This is a genomic window from Rathayibacter sp. AY1A4 (assembly GCF_002930955.1).
Lineage (GTDB): Bacteria > Actinomycetota > Actinomycetes > Actinomycetales > Microbacteriaceae > Rathayibacter.
On sequence record NZ_PSTN01000027.1, the window covers coordinates 1 to 18,225 of the forward strand.

Consider the following 18,225-nt stretch of genomic DNA (forward strand, 5'->3'; position numbering starts at 1 on the left):
CTGCCCGCCCGGAGCGATGACGAACCGGAGGCCGGGCTCGTCCATGTCGATCAGCTGGTCGCCGTCCGGCGACTTGACGACCGTGCCGACCGGGACGGGGAGCTCCATGAGCTCGCCGTTCCCGCCCGCGCGGTGGTCGCCCATGCCGGGACCGCCGTTCTCGGAGCTGCGGTGCGGGTGGCGGTGGTAGGCGAGCAGCGTCGTCGTCTGCGGGTCGGCGACGAGGACGATGTCGCCCCCGTGCCCGCCGTTGCCGCCGTCGGGGCCGGCGAGCGGCTTGAACTTCTCGCGACGGACGGAGACGCAGCCGTTGCCGCCGTGGCCGGCACGCAGATGCAGCGTGACGTTGTCGACGAAGGTGACCATGGTGTGAATCCGTCCGTGAGTGCGTGCGGCGCCGGGATGCCGGCGCCGGGGGGCTGTGCCCCGGTAAACGCGCAAGGGGCGAGCCGAAGCCCGCCCCTTGCGTCCTGTGCCTGTGCGGCCGAGGAGGTCGACCCTACTGGGCGGCCGCCACGATGTTGACGACCTTGCGGCCGCCCTTGCTGCCGAACTCGACAGCGCCCGCCGAGAGGGCGAACAGGGTGTCGTCGCCACCGCGTCCGACGTTCGCGCCGGGGTGGAAGTGGGTGCCGCGCTGGCGGACGATGATCTCGCCCGCGTTCACGACCTGGCCGCCGAAGCGCTTGACGCCGAGACGCTGCGCGTTCGAGTCGCGACCGTTGCGAGTGGAGCTCGCGCCCTTCTTGTGTGCCATTTCTCATCTCCTCGAGACCGGGGGGCCGCAGCCCCGTGCTGTTGCCCTGCAGGGCGATGGCTCGCTCCGCAGGTCAGCTCAATTCCTTTGCAGGACTACTTGATGCCAGTGACCTTGACGCGCGTGAGGTCCTGACGGTGCCCCTGGCGCTTCTTGTAACCGGTCTTGTTCTTGAACTTCTGGATGATGATCTTCGGACCACGGAGGTCCTCGAGCACCTCGGCGGTGACGGTGACGCCCGCGAGGGTCGCCGCGTCCGAGGTGATCGACTCACCGTCGACGAGCAGCACGGCAGGAAGCTGCACGGTGCCGTTCTCGTCGGCCTTGACGCGGTCCATCGTCACGATGGTGCCGACCTCGACCTTCTCCTGCCGACCGCCGGCGCGCACAACTGCGTAAACCACTTCTCGTACCTGTTTCTCGTCTGGACGGAGCGGAGGCCTCGTCCGGGGCTTGTAGGGACGGGGCTGAGCCCCGGTCTTCCGGTTCGTACCCGTCTCCTCACGACACGAGGGAACCGGCACCGCGGCCCGCGCCCCGTGAGGGGCGGAGCGACAACGGAAATCTGCGTGAGCACATGGATCGCGCCACACCAACGGTCAAGAGTACGGGATCCGCGCTCCACGGTCAAACGCACACGACTGCGAAGCCGTGTCCACCCGACCGGCGACCCCGTCACGATAGTCGAGGAGGAGGCACGTGGACGGACGGCGCGCCGCCTACGATCGGGGAATGGCCATCCTCGTCGACGCCGCGCGCTGGCCGGCGCACGGCCGGCTGTGGGCGCACCTCGTGAGCGACGTCTCGCTCGAGGAGCTCCACGACTTCGCGCGCCGTCTCGGCGTGCCCGAGCGCGGCTTCGACCTGGACCACTACGACGTGCCCGACGAGCGGATCGACGAGCTCGTCGCCGCGGGCGCGGTCCCCGTCGGCGCGCGGGAGCTGGTCGAGCGGCTGAGGCGGAGCGGGCTCCGCGTCCGCGGGCGCGACCGGGACGCCGAGAGGGCCCGGCGCCGGCTCTCGCCGGGCACCGGGCCCTCCTGACACCGGGTCGCGCTACTGGTCGGCGCGGCGCGGGGTCTGCTCGGGGATGACCGCGACTCCGGTGAGCGCGGCCGTCGTGACGCGCCGGCTCTTCGCACGGCCCTGGCCGGGCTGCTTCGGGGCCGGCAGAGCGTCGAGCACGGAGTCGAGCAGGTGCTCGGCGACCTCGCTGCGGACGCGGCGCGGAGGCGTGACCGGCGCGATCGGGATGTCGAGGATCGGCGCGGCAGCGGCCGGCTCGATCTCCTTCTCGACCGGGGTCTCGACGGGAGCCGACTCGACGGCCGCCGTCTCGGCGGCCTCCTGGCGCGGCTCGCGGTCGCGGCTGCGACGACGGCGCTCACCCCGGGCGGGACGCTCGCCGCGACGGCTCGGCTCGGACGGCTGCTCCTCGGGTGCCGTGGCGGACTCCTCCGGCGCCATGGCCTCGACGGTCTCGGCGGCGTCCTCGACCAGCGCGGCCGCCTCCTCCGCCGCCTGGCGCACGGCCTGGGGGTGGATGGTGCTGGCGGCGATCTGCGCGAGCGCGTTCTTCGCGTCGTCCGTGATGGCGTGGGTGCTGACCGGCTTGGTGGCCGGCGCGCCCTGCCCGTTCTGCCCGCCGTTCGAGCGCCCGGAGGCGGCGGGCTGCTGCTCGCCGCCCTTGCCCCGGCGGCGCTGCTCCTGCTGCGGAGCGGCGGTCGACCGGTGCTTGAGCACGGGGTCGTGGTGGACGATGACGCCGCGCCCGGCGCAGATCTCGCAGTTCTCGCTGAAGGTCTCGAGCAGGCCCAGGCCCAGCTTCTTGCGGGTCATCTGCACGAGGCCGAGCGAGGTGACCTCGGCGACCTGGTGCTTCGTCCGGTCGCGGCTCAGGCACTCGACCAGGCGGCGGAGCACGAGGTCGCGGTTGGACTCGAGCACCATGTCGATGAAGTCGACGACGATGATGCCGCCGATGTCGCGCAGGCGCAGCTGGCGGACGATCTCCTCGGCCGCCTCGAGGTTGTTCTTCGTGACAGTCTCCTCGAGGTTCCCGCCCGAGCCGACGAACTTGCCGGTGTTGACGTCGACCACCGTCATCGCCTCGGTGCGGTCGATCACGAGCGAGCCGCCGCTGGGCAGCCACACCTTGCGCTCCAGCGCCTTCTCGATCTGCTCCGTGATGCGGAACTCGTCGAACGCGTCCTTGTCACCCGTGTAGACCTCGACGCGCTCGAGCAGATCGGGTGCGACCTGGCTGAGGTAGAGCTCGATGGTCTCGCGGGCGTCGTCGCCGGCGATGACCATCTTCTCGAAGTCCTCGTTGAAGACGTCGCGGACGATCTTGATCAGCAGGTCCGGCTCGCTGTGCAGGAGAGCGGGAGCCTGCCCGCTCGCGGCCTTCGCGCTGAGCGCCGTCCACTGCGCGGTCAGGCGCTCGACGTCGACGGTCAGCTGCTCCTCCGTGGCGCCCTCGGCCGCGGTCCGGACGATGACGCCCACGTTCTCGGGCAGCACCTCCTTGAGGATCTTCTTCAGGCGGGCGCGCTCGGTGTCCGGGAGCTTCCGCGAGATGCCGTTCATCGAGCCGTTGGGCACGTAGACGAGGTAGCGGCCGGGGAGCGAGATCTGGCTCGTGAGACGGGCGCCCTTGTGGCCGACGGGGTCCTTCGTGACCTGGACGAGGACCCGGTCGCCGGGCTTGAGCGCGAGCTCGATCCGGCGGGGGCCGCCGGCGTTGTTCGCGGCGTCCCAGTCGACCTCGCCGGAGTAGAGCACGGCGTTGCGCCCGCGTCCGATGTCGACGAAGGCGGCCTCCATGCTCGGGAGGACGTTCTGCACGCGGCCGAGGTAGACGTTGCCGATGAGCGACGCCTCCTGCGAGCGGGCGACGTAGTGCTCGGCGAGGACGCCGTCCTCGAGCACTCCGATGCGGATGCTGTCCTCCTTGGAGCGGACGACCATGACGCGGTCGACGGCCTCCCGGCGGGCGAGGAACTCCGACTCGGTGACGACCGTGCGGCGCCGGCCGGCGTCGCGGCCGTCGCGGCGGCGCTGCTTCTTGGCCTCGAGGCGGGTCGAGCCCTTGATGCGCTGCGGCTCGGTGATGAGCTCGGGCTCGCGGGCCTCGCGCTGCTCGCGCGGCTGGCGGACCCGGACGACGGTGTTCTCGGGGTCGTCGGAGCCGGACCTCTCGCTCTCGCCGCTGCGGCGGCGCGAGCGGCGGCGGACGGAGCCCTGCTCCTCGGCCGGGCTCTCGCGCTCCTCCTGGACGCCCAGCGGCGCACCGCGGGGAGGCAGCGGAGCCAGCTCGACGTAGTCGGGCAGGACCGGCGCCTGGAACAGCAGCGACGGGCTCGGCAGTGCGGGCCGTCGCGGCTCCTCCTGCTCGGCGCCCGGGGTCTGCGGGAGGGCGTTGAAGAACACCGCGCCCGTCGACGTCGACGGCTCGGCCGCCTCCGCGGCGCTCCCGGTCTCGGGCAGCTCGGTGCCCTCGGCTCCGGTCTGGTCGGTCTCGTTGCTGTCGATGATCGTCTCCCCTGTCGCTGGCGCGCTCGACTCGGTCCGCCGGGTCGCCCGGCGGCCACCGAAGAGGCGGCTGATCTTCCTGGCCCCGCTGCGGGGCTCGTCGCGGTCCGGATCGGATCCGCTCGTACTGTTGTCTTCCACCATTCCTGGTGCACTCCTCGGCCGGGTCGTCCGCCGCGTCGTCTTCCCGGATGCTTCTCTCGTGCGAGGGGCCTCGGCCCGCCGCGAATCCTTCCGCTCCCCCGGTCCCGTCGCGCTCGTGGCGCGGGACTCCGGTTGCAGCTGCACACTCGGAACTGACTATCCGACACGCGCTCCCCCGCGGTGCGACCTGCGGTCGACTCCCGGCGGAGCGGAGATCCGGCGCGTCCATTCGCGGAACGCTGTCGATCTCCTGTGGCCCGGTACTCGCCCGGTAAACCTTCTTCGCGTCGATGCGGGGTCCCCCGGACCGACGGCTCCGATTATCGCACGCATTCCCAGAGGCGCCGATCCGGCGCGTGCCATAATCCCCCGGTGTCCAGCGATCCCGGGGTGCGCGACGCCCCCACCCAGCAGCGCCCCGTCCTCTTCGCCGTCCTGCTGATCGTCCTCGGCGTGATCGGCTGGACCGCCGCCTTCGCTCTCACGAACGACAAGTTCGCCGCTCTCGAGAACCCCGATGCGGGCCTCGGCTGCGACTTCAGCCTGCTGGTGCAGTGCAGTGCGAACCTGAACTCGGCGCAGGGCGCGGTCTTCGGCTTCCCGAACCCTCTCATCGGCCTGGCGGCCTGGATCGCGCCGATCGTGGTGGGGCTGGGCCTGCTCGCGGGCGCCCGGTTCGACCGGTGGTTCTGGGCGGCCTTCAACGTCGGCTTCCTGCTGGCCCTGGTGTTCGTGGGCTGGCTCATCGCGACGAGCGTCTTCGCGCTCGGAACCCTCTGCCCCTGGTGCATGCTCACCTGGGCCGTCGTCATCCCGGGCTTCTGGCTGGTGACGCTCCGCAACCTCCGTGAGGGCGTGTTCCCCGTCCCCGCCGGGGTGCGCCGCTTCGCCGGTGCCGCCTACGGCTGGGTCCCGTTCATCACGCTGCTCTGCTACCTGCTGATCGCGGTGATCGCGCAGGTGAGGCTGAACGTGCTCGCCTACCTCTGACGGACGTCGTCAGAGGCAGGCGGCCGAGCGGCTCAGGCGAACCAGAGACCGAGCTCGCGCGCGGCCGACTCCTCGGAGTCGGACCCGTGCACGAGGTTCTGCTGGACCTTGAGGCCCCAGTCGCGGCCGAGGTCGCCGCGGATGGTGCCGGGAGCGGCCGTGGTCGGGTCGGTGGTGCCGGCGAGGGCGCGGAAGCCCTCGATCACACGGTCGCCCGCGATGCGCAGGGCGACGATCGGGCCGCTCTCCATGAACTCGACGAGCGGCTCGTAGAAGGGCTTGCCCTCGTGCTCGGCGTAGTGGGCGGCGAGCAGCTTGCGGTCGGCCTCGACGAGCTTCACGTCGACGAGGGAGTAGCCCTTCGCCTCGATGCGGCGGAGGATCTCGCCGGTGAGGTTGCGGGCGACGCCGTCGGGCTTGACGAGGACGAGGGTCTCCTGAGTGGCCATGGTTCAGCGGTCTCCTTCGGTGGGGGCGGTGGGCTCCGCCGCCCGGCGCGTCTGAGCGTCGAGGCGGGTGCCGGTCACCATGCAGTACGTCCACAGCGCCACGAAGGCGGCGCCGATCACGTACATGATCGGGACCAGCAGGCCCGAGGCCACGATAACGAACTGCAGCACCCAGCCGATGCGGAAGCCGACCGGCCGGTTCAGCAGGCCCAGAGTGGCGACGAGCGCGAGGCAGACCACCGCTCCCCCGACCAGCACGACCACGGGGTCGGCCGCCTTCAGCCCGAAGGCCACCAGGGTGGCGAGGAAGACGATGACCGCCTCGAAGCCGAGCACGATCGAGCCGAGGCTCTCCCGGACGGTCCGCGAGCGCCGCGGGCGCCCGGCCCTCACGCGCCCATCCAGTTCTCGTCGCGGGCCGCAGTGATCGTGCGGCCGACGAGGGTGATCGAGCCCGTGACCAGCAGAGCGCCCTTGTCGGTGCGCGCCGCGAGGACGCGGCCGGCCGTGAGAGCACCCAGCGGGTCGTCGGCGACGCGGACCGCCTCCTCCGGGAACACGGTGCGGGCGAGCGCGGCGAGCTCCTCGGCGGGCATCGCCCGATCGCTCGGCGCCGTGGTCACGATCAGCTCGTCCACCACGGGGCGGAGCTCCCGGAGGATCCCCTCGGCGTCCTTCTCGGCCAGCACGCCGAGGACGGCCGTCACGCGGTCGAAGTCGAAGTAGCGCCCGAGAGCGGCGGCGAGGGACGCGGCCCCGTGCGGGTTGTGCGCCGCGTCGACGACGGTGCGCGGAGCCAGTCCGACGAGCTGCAGGCGGCCCGGGGAGGTCGCGGCGGCGAAGCCCTCGTCGAGGACGTCGCCGGTGAGCTCCTGCGTCCCGCCTCCCAGGAAGGTCTCGACCGCGACGACGGCCACGGCGGCGTTCTCGGCCTGGTGGTCGCCGAAGAACGGCAGCAGCAGCTGCTCGTACGTGGTGACGAGTCCCCGGACGGTGACGACCTGGCCGCCGACGGCGACGGTCGTCGACTCGACGTCGAACTCCGCCCCCTCGACGACGATCGTCGACTCGGTGGCCTCGGCCGCGTGCCGCAGCACCGCCTCCGCCTCCGGGACCTGCCTCGCGGAGACCACCGAGGCGAGCGGCTTGACGATGCCCGACTTGGTGCGCGCGATCTCCTCGATCGTCGAGCCGAGGCGGTCGGTGTGGTCGAGGGCGATCGGCGTGAAGACGGCGACCTGCGCGTCGGCGACGTTCGTCGAGTCCCACTCGCCGCCCATCCCCACCTCGACGACGGCCACATCGACCGGCGCGTCGGCGAAGGCCGCGTAGGCCAGGACGGTGATCGCCTCGAAGAAGGACAGCGGCGCCTCGCCCTGCTCGGCCAGCTCGGCGTCGGTCATCCGCAGGTACGGCTCGACGTCCTGCCAGTTGTCGGCGAGGCTCCGGTCCGAGATCGGCTCTCCGTCGATGACGATGCGCTCGTTGAAGCGCTCGAGGTGCGGACTGGTGAACAGGCCCACCCGCAGCCCGTGGGCGCGCAGCAGGCTCTCGATCATCCGGCTGGTCGAGGTCTTGCCGTTGGTTCCGGCGATCTGGATCACCGGGTAGGCGCGCTGCGGGTCGCCGAGGATCTCGACGGCGCGCCGGGTCGGAGCGAGGCGCGGGCGGACGCTCGCCTCGCCCAGGCGCTCCAGCAGCGCGGCGTAGACGGCGTCGGCGGCTGCGCGGTCGGCGTCGTCCGGCTCGAACGGATCAGACATCGGCGGCCTCGACCTTCTCGACGCGGATGATGGCGGTGCCCGCGGGGCCGACGGCGATCGCGCCCTCGCCGCCCTCGAGAGCCGTGGTGAGCGGAGTGAACGCGCATCCGGTCGCGAGGGTCTCCTCCGCGATCCAGAGCGCGTGCGGCTCGAGCGCCTGCAGGCTCGGCTCGTCGAGCACGACCTCCAGGACGATCCGGTCGCTGACCTCGAACCCGGCCGCCTTGCGGGCGTCCTGCACCGCGCGGATGAGGTCGCGGGCGAGCCCCTCCGCTTCGAGCTCGGGGGTGGTCGCCGTGTCGAGGAGCACGAAGCCCCCGCGCGGGAGCAGGGCGATGGCGCGGTCGTCGCCGGCCGAGCCGCCGACCTCGAGCGTGAGCTCGTACTCGCCCTCGACCAGCTCGACGCCGCCGGCGGTGACGACGCCGTCCGTCTCGCTCCAGTCGCCGGCCTTGGCGGCCCTGATCACGGTCTGCACGCCCTTGCCGAGCCGGGGCCCGGCGGCGCGCGCGTTGACCGCGAGACGGGAGGTGACGCCGTAGTCGGCGGCGCTGGAGTCGACCAGCGGCACCAGCGACACCTCCTTCACGTTCAGCTCGTCGCGGAGGATCGCCTCGAACGGCGCGAGCTCGGCGGCGTCCGCGACCACCACGGTCAGGCGCGCGAGCGGCAGGCGAACGCGGAGCCCGGCCTGCTTGCGGAGGGAGAGCGCGGTGGACGAGATGCCGCGGACAGCGTCCATCGCGTGCACGAGCGCAGGGTCGGCGGGGAACTCGTCCGCCTCCGGCCAGTCGGTGAGGTGGACGCTGCGGCCGCCGGTCAGGCCCTGCCAGATCTGCTCCGTGACGAGAGGCAGGAGCGGGGCGGCGACGCGGCACACGGTCTCGAGGACCGTGTAGAGCGTGTCGAACGCCTCCGATCCGCGGCCGTCCTCGTCGACGCCCTGCCAGAAGCGGTCGCGGGAGCGGCGCACGTACCAGTTCGTCAGCACGTCGCTGAAGTCGCGGAGCGCGGCGGCCGCGAGCGTGGAGTCCAGCGCCTCGAGCCGGCCGGTCACGGTCTCGACCAGATCGCGGGTCTTGGCCAGCAGGTAGCGGTCGAGGACGTCCTCGGAGCCGGTGCGCCTGGTCGCCTCGTAGCCGCCGCCCGCCGAGGCGTTGGCGTAGAGGGAGAAGAAGTACCAGGTGCTCCACAGCGGCAGCAGCACCTGGCGGACGCCCTCGCGGATGCCCTCCTCCGTCACGACGAGGTTGCCGCCCCGGAGGACCGGGCTCGACATCAGGAACCAGCGCATGGCGTCGGAGCCGTCGCGGTCGAAGACCTCGGCCACGTCCGGGTAGTTGCGCAGCGACTTGGACATCTTCTGCCCGTCGTTGCCCAGCACGATGCCGTGGCTGACCACGTTGCGGAACGCCGGGCGGTCGAAGAGCGCGGTGGAGAGCACGTGCAGCGTGTAGAACCAGCCGCGCGTCTGCCCGATGTACTCGACGATGAAGTCCGCCGGGTTGTGGGTGTCGAACCAGTCCGCGTTCTCGAACGGGTAGTGCACCTGGGCGAAGGGCATCGATCCGGAGTCGAACCAGACGTCGAGGACGTCGCTGATCCGGCGCATCGTCGAGCGCCCGGTCGGGTCGTCGGGGTTCGGGCGGGTCAGCTCGTCGATGAACGGCCGGTGCAGGTCGTCCGGGCGCACGCCGAAGTCGCGCTCCAGCTCGTCCAGCGAGCCGTAGACGTCGATCCGCGGGTACTCCGGGTCGTCGCTCTTCCACACCGGGATCGGCGAGCCGAAGTAGCGGTTGCGGCTGATGGACCAGTCGCGCGCGCCCGAGAGCCACTTGCCGAACTGGCCGTCCTTGACGTTCTCGGGGACCCAGGTGATCTCCTGGTTGAGCTCCTCCATGCGGTCGCGGATCGCGGTGACCCGGACGAACCAGCTCGAGACCGCCTTGTAGATCAGCGGGTTGCGGCAGCGCCAGCAGTGCGGGTACGAGTGCTCGTAGCTCGCCTGGCGGAGCAGCCGGTGGCCCGCGCGCAGGAGCTGCGTGAGGGGCTTGTTCGCGTCGAAGACCTGGAGGCCGGCGACCTCGCTGATCTGCGGCAGGAAGCGGCCGCCGTCGTCGACCGAGATGATGACGGGGATGCCCGCCGCCTCGCAGACCTTCTGGTCGTCCTCGCCGTAGGCGGGCGCCTGGTGCACGATGCCGGTGCCCTCGCTGGTGGTCACGTAGTCGGCGACGAGGATGCGCCACGCGTTCTGCGTGCCCCAGGCCTCGGTGTCCGCGTAGTGGTCCCAGAGGCGGTCGTAGCTGATCCCCTCGAGCTCGGAGCCGCGGTGGGTGCGCGAGACGGCGGCCACGGCCGACTCCGCGTCCGGATAGCCGAGGTCCTTCGCGTAGGCGCCGACCTGGTCGATGGCGAGCAGGTACTCGGCCGAGAGCTCGCGCTCCTCGGGCTCGCCCCTGCCGTCGGCCGCGCCGTTCGGGCCGGCGGGGACGACCGCGTACTCGATGTCGGGCCCGACGGCGAGCGCGAGGTTCGTCGGCAGCGTCCACGGCGTCGTCGTCCACGCGAGAGCGCGGACCGCCGTCAGCTGGAGCGCCTCCGCCGTCTCGCCGACCAGCGGGAAGGTGACGGTGACCGTCTGGTCCTGCCGCATCTTGTAGACGTCGTCGTCCATCCGCAGCTCGTGGTTCGAGAGCGGCGTCTGGTCGCGCCAGCAGTACGGCAGCACGCGGTGGCCCTCGTAGGCGAGGCCCTTGTCGTAGAGCTGCTTGAACGCCCAGATCACCGACTCCATGAAGGTGGGGTCGAGCGTCTTGTAGTCGTCGTCGAAGTCGACCCAGCGCGCCTGGCGGGTGACGTAGTCCTGCCACTCCCCGGTGTAGCGCAGCACCGACTCCTTCGCGGCGGCGTTGAAGGCCGCGACGCCCATCTCCTCGATCTGGGACTTGTCGGTGATGCCGAGCTGCCGCTCCGCCTCGAGCTCGGCGGGCAGGCCGTGGGTGTCCCAGCCGAAGCGGCGGTGCACCTGCCGTCCGCGCATCGTCTCGAAGCGGGGGAAGACGTCCTTGGCGTAGCCGGTGAGGAGGTGCCCGTAGTGCGGCAGGCCGTTGGCGAACGGCGGGCCGTCGTAGAAGACCCACTCCGGCGCTCCCTCGCGCTGCCGGATCGACTCCTGGAAGGTGTCGTCCGCCTTCCAGTACGCGAGCACGCGCTCCTCGATCTCGGGGAAGCGCGGCGACGGGGACACGCCCCGGCCGAACGCGGAGCCCTCGGCGGGCTCGGCTCCGTGCGGGGTGGGCGGGGTCAGGGGGTAGGTCACGTGCGGTCTCCTGGCAGTGCTGCTGGTCTGCACGAGGACGGCCCGCCCGGATCTCAGACCCCGGGCCGGGTCGCGGTACCACCTCGCTTGGACCGGTCGGCCGGTCGCTCCCGGAGGAGTGCCCGCTGACGCGTTCCCACTCGATCGGCTGTCACGGGCCGCACCCGTCCGGGTCTACTGGGCGCAGGCCGGAGCCGGCACCGTTCTTCCGGAGACTCACCGGTGATGGCCGGGTCGAAGTCGTCCGGCGCTATCCTAGCGCGTCGGGGGAAGCGGAGCAGGAGCGGGTCATGGTGCGAGGAGTGCAGCGCGGACGGCCCCGCGCGTCGTCGCGCTCCATGCTCGAGGACGCCGCACTGGACCTCTTCGTCGAGCAGAGCTACGCGGGCACGACGATCGAGCAGATCGCCCAGCGCGCGGGCGTCTCGCGCAACACCTTCTTCAACTACTTCGAGTCCAAGAGCGACGTCTTCTGGGTGCTGGTCGACGACCGGCTGGCCGAGCTCCCGGAGGCGCTGGCCGAGACTGCGGCAGAGGCGCCGGTGATGGACGCGCTCGGCGACGCGCTGCTCGCGATCGGCTCCGGCTTCGGACCCGCGACGGTGCCGTGGGTGCTCACCCAGTCCGACATGATCGGCAGCGTCCACGAGCTGCAGGCGTCGGCCCTCGGCCGCCTCGCGCGGCAGGCGGCCGTGATCGCCCGCTTCGTGGAGGAGCGGAGCGCGCGCCCGCTGCCCTCGCACCTCTCGCGCGCCATCGCCTACACGAGCGTCGGAGCCGCGGTGGCGGCCGTGCAGGCCTGGGCCGCGGCGGGCCCCACCCGCGGCGAGCTCGTGCCCTATCTCGACGAGGCGCTCGCGCCCGTCCGCGCCGGCTTCGCCCCCGTCGTCGACTGACCCGGCTCCCGCCGCTCCGGTAGAATCGTCGCGGCCGGCGGGCGACTCGCCCCGGAGCCCCATCCAGGCACCATCACCACCGACGCGGTGCCGCCCATAGCGAACCGGAGCATCATGACCCTCGCCGACCGCCTCCTCGCGAAGCCCGCCCTCGAGGGCCTGGAGGGCACGTGGGGCCTCCGCTGGCAGACCGACGGGACCTACCGGTTCGACCGCACCGGCCTCACCCGCGCCGACGTCTACTCGATCGACACCCCGCCGCCCACCGCCTCCGGGTCGCTGCACATCGGGCACGTCTTCTCCTACACGCACACCGACGTCGTCGCGCGGTTCCAGCGGATGCGCGGCAAGAGCGTCTTCTACCCGATGGGCTGGGACGACAACGGCCTGCCCACCGAGCGCCGCGTGCAGAACTACTACGGTGTGCGCTGCGACCCGACGCTCCCCTACGAGCCCGGCTTCACGCCTCCGTTCGAGGGCGGCGACAACAAGAGCAGCAAGGCCGCCGACCAGAAGCCGATCTCGCGCCGCAACTTCGTCGAGCTGTGCGAGCGCCTCACCGTCGAGGACGAGAAGCAGTTCGAGGACGTCTGGCGCGCCCTCGGCCTGTCCGTCGACTGGTCGCAGAGCTACCGGACCATCGGCGACGAGTCGCAGGCCGCCTCGCAGCGCGCCTTCCTCCGCAACCTCGCCCGCGGCGAGGCCTACCAGGCGCAGGCCCCGACGCTCTGGGACATCACCTTCCGGACCGCCGTCGCCCAGGCGGAGCTCGAGGACAAGGACCAGCCCGGCGCCTACCACCGCCTCGGCTTCCACCGCGACGGCGGTGAGGACGTCTTCATCGAGACGACCCGTCCCGAGCTGCTGCCCGCCTGCGTCGCCCTCGTCGCGCACCCCGACGACGAGCGCTACCAGGCGCTGTTCGGCACCACCGTCCGCACGCCGCTCTTCGACGTCGAGGTCCCGGTGCTCGCGCACCACCTCGCGCAGAAGGACAAGGGCTCGGGCATCGCGATGATCTGCACCTTCGGCGACGTCACGGACGTGGTCTGGTGGCGCGAGCTCGACCTGCCCAACCGCGCGATCATCGGCTTCGACGGCCGCCTGATCTCGGAGGCTCCCGCCGCGATCACGAGCGACGCGGGCCGCGCCGCCTACGAGCAGCTCGCCGGCAAGACCGTCTTCTCCGCGAAGCAGGCCGTCGTGGCGCTGCTGAAGGAGTCCGGCGAGATGGTCGGCGACCCGCGCCCCATCACGCACCAGGTCAAGTTCTTCGAGAAGGGCGACAAGCCGCTCGAGATCGTGTCGACCCGCCAGTGGTACATCGGCAACGGCGCTCGCGACGCGGTGCTCAAGGAGCGCCTGCTGGAGCTCGGCCGCGACGTGCGCTTCGTGCCGGAGTTCATGCGCGTCCGCTACGAGAACTGGGTGAACGGCCTCTCCGGCGACTGGCTGATCTCGCGCCAGCGCTTCTTCGGCGTGCCGATCCCGGTGTGGTACCCGCTCGACGGCGACGGCAACCCCGTCTTCGACTCCCCGATCGTGCCGGACGAGGCGGCGCTGCCGGTGGATCCCTCCAGCGACCCGGCCCCCGGCTACTCGGAGGACCAGCGCGGAGCGGCGGGCGGCTTCCAGGGCGAGCTCGACGTGATGGACACCTGGGCGACCTCCTCGCTGACCCCGCAGCTCGCGGGCGGCTGGGAGCGCGACGACGAGCTCTGGCAGCTGGTCGCTCCCTACGACCTGCGCCCGCAGGGCCAGGACATCATCCGCACCTGGCTCTTCTCTACCCTCCTGCGCTCGCAGCTCGAGGACGGCCGCGCCCCGTGGAGCACGGCGACCGTGTCCGGCTTCATCGTCGACCCCGACCGCAAGAAGATGTCGAAGTCGAAGGGCAACGTGGTCACTCCCGCCGCGATGCTCGAGCAGCACGGCTCGGACGCGGTCCGCTACTGGGCCGCCTCCTCGCGCCTGGGCACCGACGCGGCCTTCGATCCGCAGAACCCGACGCAGATCAAGATCGGCCGCCGACTGGCGATCAAGATCCTCAACGCGGCGAAGTTCATCCACGGGTTCCCTCTCGCCGAGGGCGCCGAGGTCACCGACCCTCTCGACCTCAGCATGCTGGCCACCCTCGACACTGTGGTCGCCGACGCGACGACGGCGCTCGAGAACTACGACCACGCCCGCGCCCTCGAGACGACGGAGGCGTTCTTCTGGACGTTCTGCGACGACTACCTGGAGCTGGTGAAGGAGCGCGCGTACAGCGAGGACGGCGCGTCCGCCGCGGCCGCCCTGCACCGGGCGCTCGACGTCCTCCAGCGCCTGTTCGCGCCGTTCCTGCCGTTCGCGACGGAGGAGACCTGGTCGTGGTCGCACGACGACTCGGTGCACCTGCGCCCCTGGCCGGCCGTCGAGGGCCTGGGCGGCGACCCCGCCGTCCTGGCCGCGGCGAGCTCGGTCCTCACGGCCATCCGGCGCGCGAAGACCGATGCGAAGGCCTCGCAGAAGACGCCGGCCCGCTCCGCCCTGGTGACGGCGCCCGCCGAGCTCGTCGCGTCCCTCCGGCTCGCCGCGGGAGACCTCGCGGCCGTCGGCAGGATCGCGGCGCTCGACTTCGCCGAGGGCGACGCCCTCGCGGTCGGCATCGAGCTCGAGACCGAGGCGTAGCGCCGCTCCCGGGAGGCGGGAACCGTCCCGTCTCCCTCCCCACCGTCGAGAGGACCCCTCCCATGCAGCTCGGAACCCGCTGGTCGGTCGGCCAGGTGCCGCCGCAGACCCTCCCCGAGATCGTCGTCACCGCCGTCGGCGACGTCGAGGGCGAGCTCGCCGCGGCCGGCACGGCGACCGCCGACTGGCGCTGGACGCTCACCTGGCTCGAGGGCAGGCCCGTCCTCGAACTCGACGACGGCACGACGATCACCTACCGTCCCGACGAGGACGCTGCCTACATCACGCAGCCGCAGGGCCGCGTGGAGGGCGAGGACGACGACGACTGGGGCTGACGCCCCTTCGCGGCGCGGTCGCCGAGCCCGGTGAGCGCGCGCGTCCTGCGATCCTGAGCCGGAGCCCTCTCCCCCGCTCGAGCTCTAGGCTCGCAGGATGAGCGCTCCCGATCCCGTCGCCGTCCTGCTCGAGCCGAGCGGACTCCCCCACGGGCTCCCCGACTTCGCCGCCGTCGACCCCGAGGCCTACCGCCCGGCGTTCCTCGAGGCCCTCCGCCGGCACCGCGCCGAGATCGACGCGATCACCGGCGCCTCCGAGCCGCCGACCGTCGAGAACACCCTCGTCGCCCTCGAGCGGGCGGGCCGCGAGCTGCGCCGGGTGAGCGCCGTCTTCTTCACCGTCGCCGCCTCCGACCGCACTCCGCTCACCGACGCTCTGGAGGCCGAGCTCGCTCCGCTGCTCTCGGCCCACAGCGATGCGATCAGCCTCGACCCGCGCCTGTTCGCCCGGCTCCGCGCTCTCGCCGAGCAGTCGACGGAGCTCGACCTCGACGCCGAGACGGCCTACCTCCTCGAGCGGAGGATCACCGGGTTCGAGCGCTCCGGTGCGCTCCTCGACGACGCGGGGAAGGCACGGCTCGGCGAGCTGAACGAGCAGCTGTCGACCCTGACCACGCGCTTCGAGAAGGATCTGCTCGCCGAGTCGAACGACCGGGCGGTCCTCCTCGAGGACGTCGCCGGCCTCGACGGGCTCGACGAGTCCGACGTCTCGGTCGCCGCGCGCGCCGCCGCCGACCGCGGCGTCGACGGCTGGCTGATCACCCTGCCCCTCTACTCCGGCCACCCCTGGCTCGCGCGTCTGCGCGACCGCGGCGTCCGCGAGCGCGTCCTGCGCGCCTCTGTCGGCCGCGGTGCGGAAGGCGGGCCGCACGACACCACCGCGACCCTGCAGCAGATCGTCGCGCTGCGGGCCGAGCGCGCAGCTCTGCTGGGCGCGGCCTCGCATGCCGAGTTCGTGATCTCGGGCCAGACCGCGGGCTCGCCGGAGCGCGTCCTGTCGCTGCTGCGCGAGCTCGCCGCTCCCGCCGCCCGGAACGCGAGGATCGAGCTCGAGCGGATGCAGGCCTCCGCCGACGCCGAGCACGACGCCGCCGAAGCGCCGCGCTTCACGATCGAGGCGTGGGACCGCGCCTACTACGAGGAGCGCGTGCGGTCGGAGAGCTACTCCGTCGACTCCAGCGCACTGCGTCCCTTCTTCGAGCTGGAGCGGGTGCTCCGGCACGGCGTGTTCGCCGCCGCCACCGGTCTCTACGGCGTCCGCTTCTCGGAGCGGAGCGACCTGGCCGGCTACAGCGAGCACGTCCGCGTGTTCGAGGTGCACGAGGAGGACGGGACGCCGCTGGGCCTGTTCCTGCTCGATCCCTTCACCCGCGACTCGAAGCGCGGCGGGGCGTGGATGAACTCCCTCTCCAGCCGCACCTCGCTGCTCGGCGACTCCGCCGTCGTCGTGAACAACCTGAACCTGTCGGCTCCGGGCCCGGGTGAGCCCGCCCTTCTCAGCCTCGACGAGGTGGAGACGCTCTTCCACGAGTTCGGGCACGCCCTGCACGGCCTGTTCGCGAGCACGCGGTACCCGCGCTTCGCCGGTACCGCGGTGTTCCGGGACTTCGTCGAGTTCCCGAGCCAGGTGAACGAGACGTGGGTGCGCCGCCCCGGGCTCCTCGCCGAGTACGCCCGCCACGTCGAGACCGGCGAGGCCCTGCCCGCGGGGACCGTCGAGCGCCTCGAGGCGTCCGCGCTGTGGGGCGAGGGCTTCGCGACGAGCGAGTACCTGGCGTCCGCCCTGCTCGACCTCGCCTGGCACTCCCTGCCGGCCCCGGTCGAGCCGCGCGACGCGGCCGCCTTCGAGCGCGACGTGCTCGACGGCGCGGGCCTCCTCCTTCCCGCCGTGCCGCCCCGCTACCGCAGCACGTACTTCGCGCACGTCTTCTCCGGCGGCTACTCCGCGGGCTACTACTCCTACATCTGGAGCGAGATCCTCGACGCGGACACGGTCGAGTGGTTCGAGGAGAACGGCGGCCTCGACCGCTCGGCGGGCGAGCGCTTCCGCCGCGGGGTGCTCGAGCTCGGCGGCTCCCGCGATCCGCTCGACGCGTACCGCGCTTTCCGCGGGCGGGATGCGCGGACCGAGCCGCTGCTCGCGCGCCGCGGCCTCCTCTAGCGGCGCCGGGGGACGAGCCAGGCGAGGAGGACGAGTCCCACGACCAGGCCCCAGAAGGCCGAGCCGATCCCCGCGATGGTCGTGCCGGAGGCGGTGACCAGGAGCGTCGCCGCCGCCGGCAGCCGCAGCCGCGCGTCCTCCACGGCGGCCTGCACCGCCGACACGAACACGCCCAGCAGCGCCAGACCGGCGACCGCCTCGATCAGCAGCGGGCTCGCGGAGGACACCAGCGCGGCGGCCGCTCCGGCGAACACGCCCAGCACGAGGTAGGAGGCGCCCGCCGAGACCGAGGCGACCCAGCGCTGCTCCGGCCGGGGCGAGGCCTCGGGACCCGCGGTCAGCGCGGCGCTGAGCGCGGCGTAGTTGATCGGCACTCCGCCGAAGACCGCCGAGACCCCGGAGAGAGCGCCCGTCGAGACGATCCCGGGACGCGAGTGGGCCGCGAAGCCGAAGCTCGACAGCACCGCGATGCCCGGGATGTTCTGCCCCGCCATGGTGACCACGTAGAGCGGCAGGCCGATCCCGACCATCGCTCCGATCTCGAACACCGGCGCGACGAACTGCGGCACGGGGAGCAGCGGTGCACCGGCGAGTGCCGCGCCGTCCGTCACGACCAGCAGCACGATCGCCAGAGTGATCGCGGCCGGCACCGCCCAGCGGGGCAGGAGCCGCAGGAGCAGCAGCCAGAGCAGGATCACCGGCAGGGCGAGTAAGGGGATCTCGACCGCCGCGCGCACCGGCGCCAGGACGAGCGGGAACAGGATGCCCGCGAGCATGGCGTTCGCGAGCGGCCGCGGGATGCGCGCGACGAGCCTCCCGAGCGCCGGCCACAGCCCGGTGACCACCAGCAGAGCGGAGGCGACCAGGAACGCTCCGACCGCGCGGTCGAAGCCACCGGGGAGCGTCGCGGTCGCGGCCAGCAGGGCGGCGCCCGGCGTGCTCCAGGCGAAGGTCATCGGCACGCGGTAGCGGATGCTCAGCGCGATGCAGAGGACTCCCTGCAGCACGCAGACGGCGAGGAGGCCCGAGGCTGCCTGTGCGTCGGTCGCGCCCACCGCGACCACCCCGGCGAGCACGATCGCGAATGAGCTCGAGAAGCCGGTCAGGGCGGCGACGATCCCGGCGAGCAGCGGCTGGACGATGGCGGAGCCTCCCGGGGGATCGACCGGCACCGAGGCGACCGGACGCGCCGTCGGCACGCTCC

The 18,225-nt window shown here is 72.3% G+C and carries 14 protein-coding genes and 1 pseudogene; 6 read left to right on the forward strand and 9 right to left on the reverse strand.

The features are described 5' to 3' along the window. From obgE to rplU, 3 genes and pseudogenes are all read right to left on the reverse strand, one after another. Positions 1 to 366: pseudogene (gene obgE, locus C5B92_RS14090) on the reverse strand (GTPase ObgE); the annotation flags it as partial. Between the two features lie 133 nt (positions 367 to 499). Beyond that, positions 500 to 757, reverse strand: coding sequence for a 50S ribosomal protein L27 (rpmA, locus tag C5B92_RS14095; protein ID WP_068209107.1), 258 nt, complete (start codon positions 755 to 757; stop codon positions 500 to 502). Positions 758 to 852: 95 nt separating this feature from the next. Then, on the reverse strand, positions 853 to 1,161 hold the full coding sequence (gene rplU, locus C5B92_RS14100) for a 50S ribosomal protein L21 (protein ID WP_104223682.1): 309 nt from the start codon (positions 1,159 to 1,161) through the stop codon (positions 853 to 855). 328 nt (positions 1,162 to 1,489) lie between these two features. Here rplU and C5B92_RS14105 point away from each other — a divergent pair, with 328 nt between their 5' ends. Next, positions 1,490 to 1,801, forward strand: a complete 312-nt coding sequence (locus tag C5B92_RS14105) for a DUF4031 domain-containing protein (RefSeq protein ID WP_104254915.1) — start codon at positions 1,490 to 1,492, stop codon at positions 1,799 to 1,801. 12 nt (positions 1,802 to 1,813) lie between these two features. Here C5B92_RS14105 and C5B92_RS14110 read toward each other — a convergent pair whose 3' ends face one another. Next, a complete protein-coding gene (locus tag C5B92_RS14110) occupies positions 1,814 to 4,435 on the reverse strand; it encodes an Rne/Rng family ribonuclease (protein ID WP_104254916.1) in 2,622 nt (873 codons plus the stop codon). Positions 4,436 to 4,807: 372 nt separating this feature from the next. On the opposite strand from C5B92_RS14110, the gene C5B92_RS14115 reads away from it, so the two are divergent. After that, positions 4,808 to 5,425, forward strand: a complete 618-nt coding sequence (locus C5B92_RS14115) for a vitamin K epoxide reductase family protein (RefSeq protein ID WP_244230638.1) — start codon at positions 4,808 to 4,810, stop codon at positions 5,423 to 5,425. 32 nt (positions 5,426 to 5,457) lie between these two features. Here the strand turns inward: C5B92_RS14115 and ndk are convergent, their stop codons facing one another. From ndk to ileS, 4 genes are read right to left on the reverse strand one after another with little or no spacing between them, the layout of a single operon-like run. After that, on the reverse strand, positions 5,458 to 5,874 hold the full coding sequence (gene ndk / locus C5B92_RS14120) for a nucleoside-diphosphate kinase (RefSeq protein ID WP_104254917.1): 417 nt from the start codon (positions 5,872 to 5,874) through the stop codon (positions 5,458 to 5,460). Positions 5,875 to 5,877: 3 nt separating this feature from the next. Next, on the reverse strand, positions 5,878 to 6,267 hold the full coding sequence (locus C5B92_RS14125) for a DUF4233 domain-containing protein (RefSeq protein WP_258061495.1): 390 nt from the start codon (positions 6,265 to 6,267) through the stop codon (positions 5,878 to 5,880). Further along, on the reverse strand, positions 6,264 to 7,637 hold the full coding sequence (locus C5B92_RS14130; protein ID WP_104254918.1) for a folylpolyglutamate synthase/dihydrofolate synthase family protein: 1,374 nt from the start codon (positions 7,635 to 7,637) through the stop codon (positions 6,264 to 6,266). The genes C5B92_RS14125 and C5B92_RS14130 overlap by 4 nt, the downstream gene beginning before the upstream one ends. After that, entirely contained in the window at positions 7,630 to 10,959 is a 3,330-nt protein-coding gene (ileS, locus tag C5B92_RS14135; protein WP_374952940.1) for an isoleucine--tRNA ligase, read from the reverse strand. The genes C5B92_RS14130 and ileS overlap by 8 nt, the downstream gene beginning before the upstream one ends. Positions 10,960 to 11,249: 290 nt before the next feature. On the opposite strand from ileS, the gene C5B92_RS14140 reads away from it, so the two are divergent. From C5B92_RS14140 to C5B92_RS14155, 4 genes are all read left to right on the forward strand, one after another. Beyond that, positions 11,250 to 11,855, forward strand: coding sequence for a TetR/AcrR family transcriptional regulator (locus C5B92_RS14140; RefSeq protein WP_104350519.1), 606 nt, complete (start codon positions 11,250 to 11,252; stop codon positions 11,853 to 11,855). 114 nt (positions 11,856 to 11,969) lie between these two features. Then, complete coding sequence (valS, locus tag C5B92_RS14145) at positions 11,970 to 14,525, forward strand: valine--tRNA ligase (RefSeq protein WP_104350520.1); 2,556 nt, start codon at positions 11,970 to 11,972, stop codon at positions 14,523 to 14,525. 62 nt (positions 14,526 to 14,587) lie between these two features. Beyond that, entirely contained in the window at positions 14,588 to 14,860 is a 273-nt protein-coding gene (locus C5B92_RS14150) for a hypothetical protein (protein ID WP_104328453.1), read from the forward strand. A 97-nt stretch (positions 14,861 to 14,957) separates the two neighbouring features. Then, positions 14,958 to 17,021 carry a M3 family metallopeptidase gene (locus tag C5B92_RS14155; RefSeq protein ID WP_104350521.1) on the forward strand — a complete coding sequence of 688 codons (2,064 nt, stop codon included), beginning with the start codon at positions 14,958 to 14,960 and terminating at the stop codon, positions 17,019 to 17,021. Here the strand turns inward: C5B92_RS14155 and C5B92_RS14160 are convergent. Further along, positions 17,018 to 18,220, reverse strand: a complete 1,203-nt coding sequence (locus tag C5B92_RS14160) for a benzoate/H(+) symporter BenE family transporter (RefSeq protein WP_258061496.1) — start codon at positions 18,218 to 18,220, stop codon at positions 17,018 to 17,020. The two genes, C5B92_RS14155 and C5B92_RS14160, sit on opposite strands and share 4 nt — an antisense overlap. Positions 18,221 to 18,225: the final 5 nt, after the last annotated feature.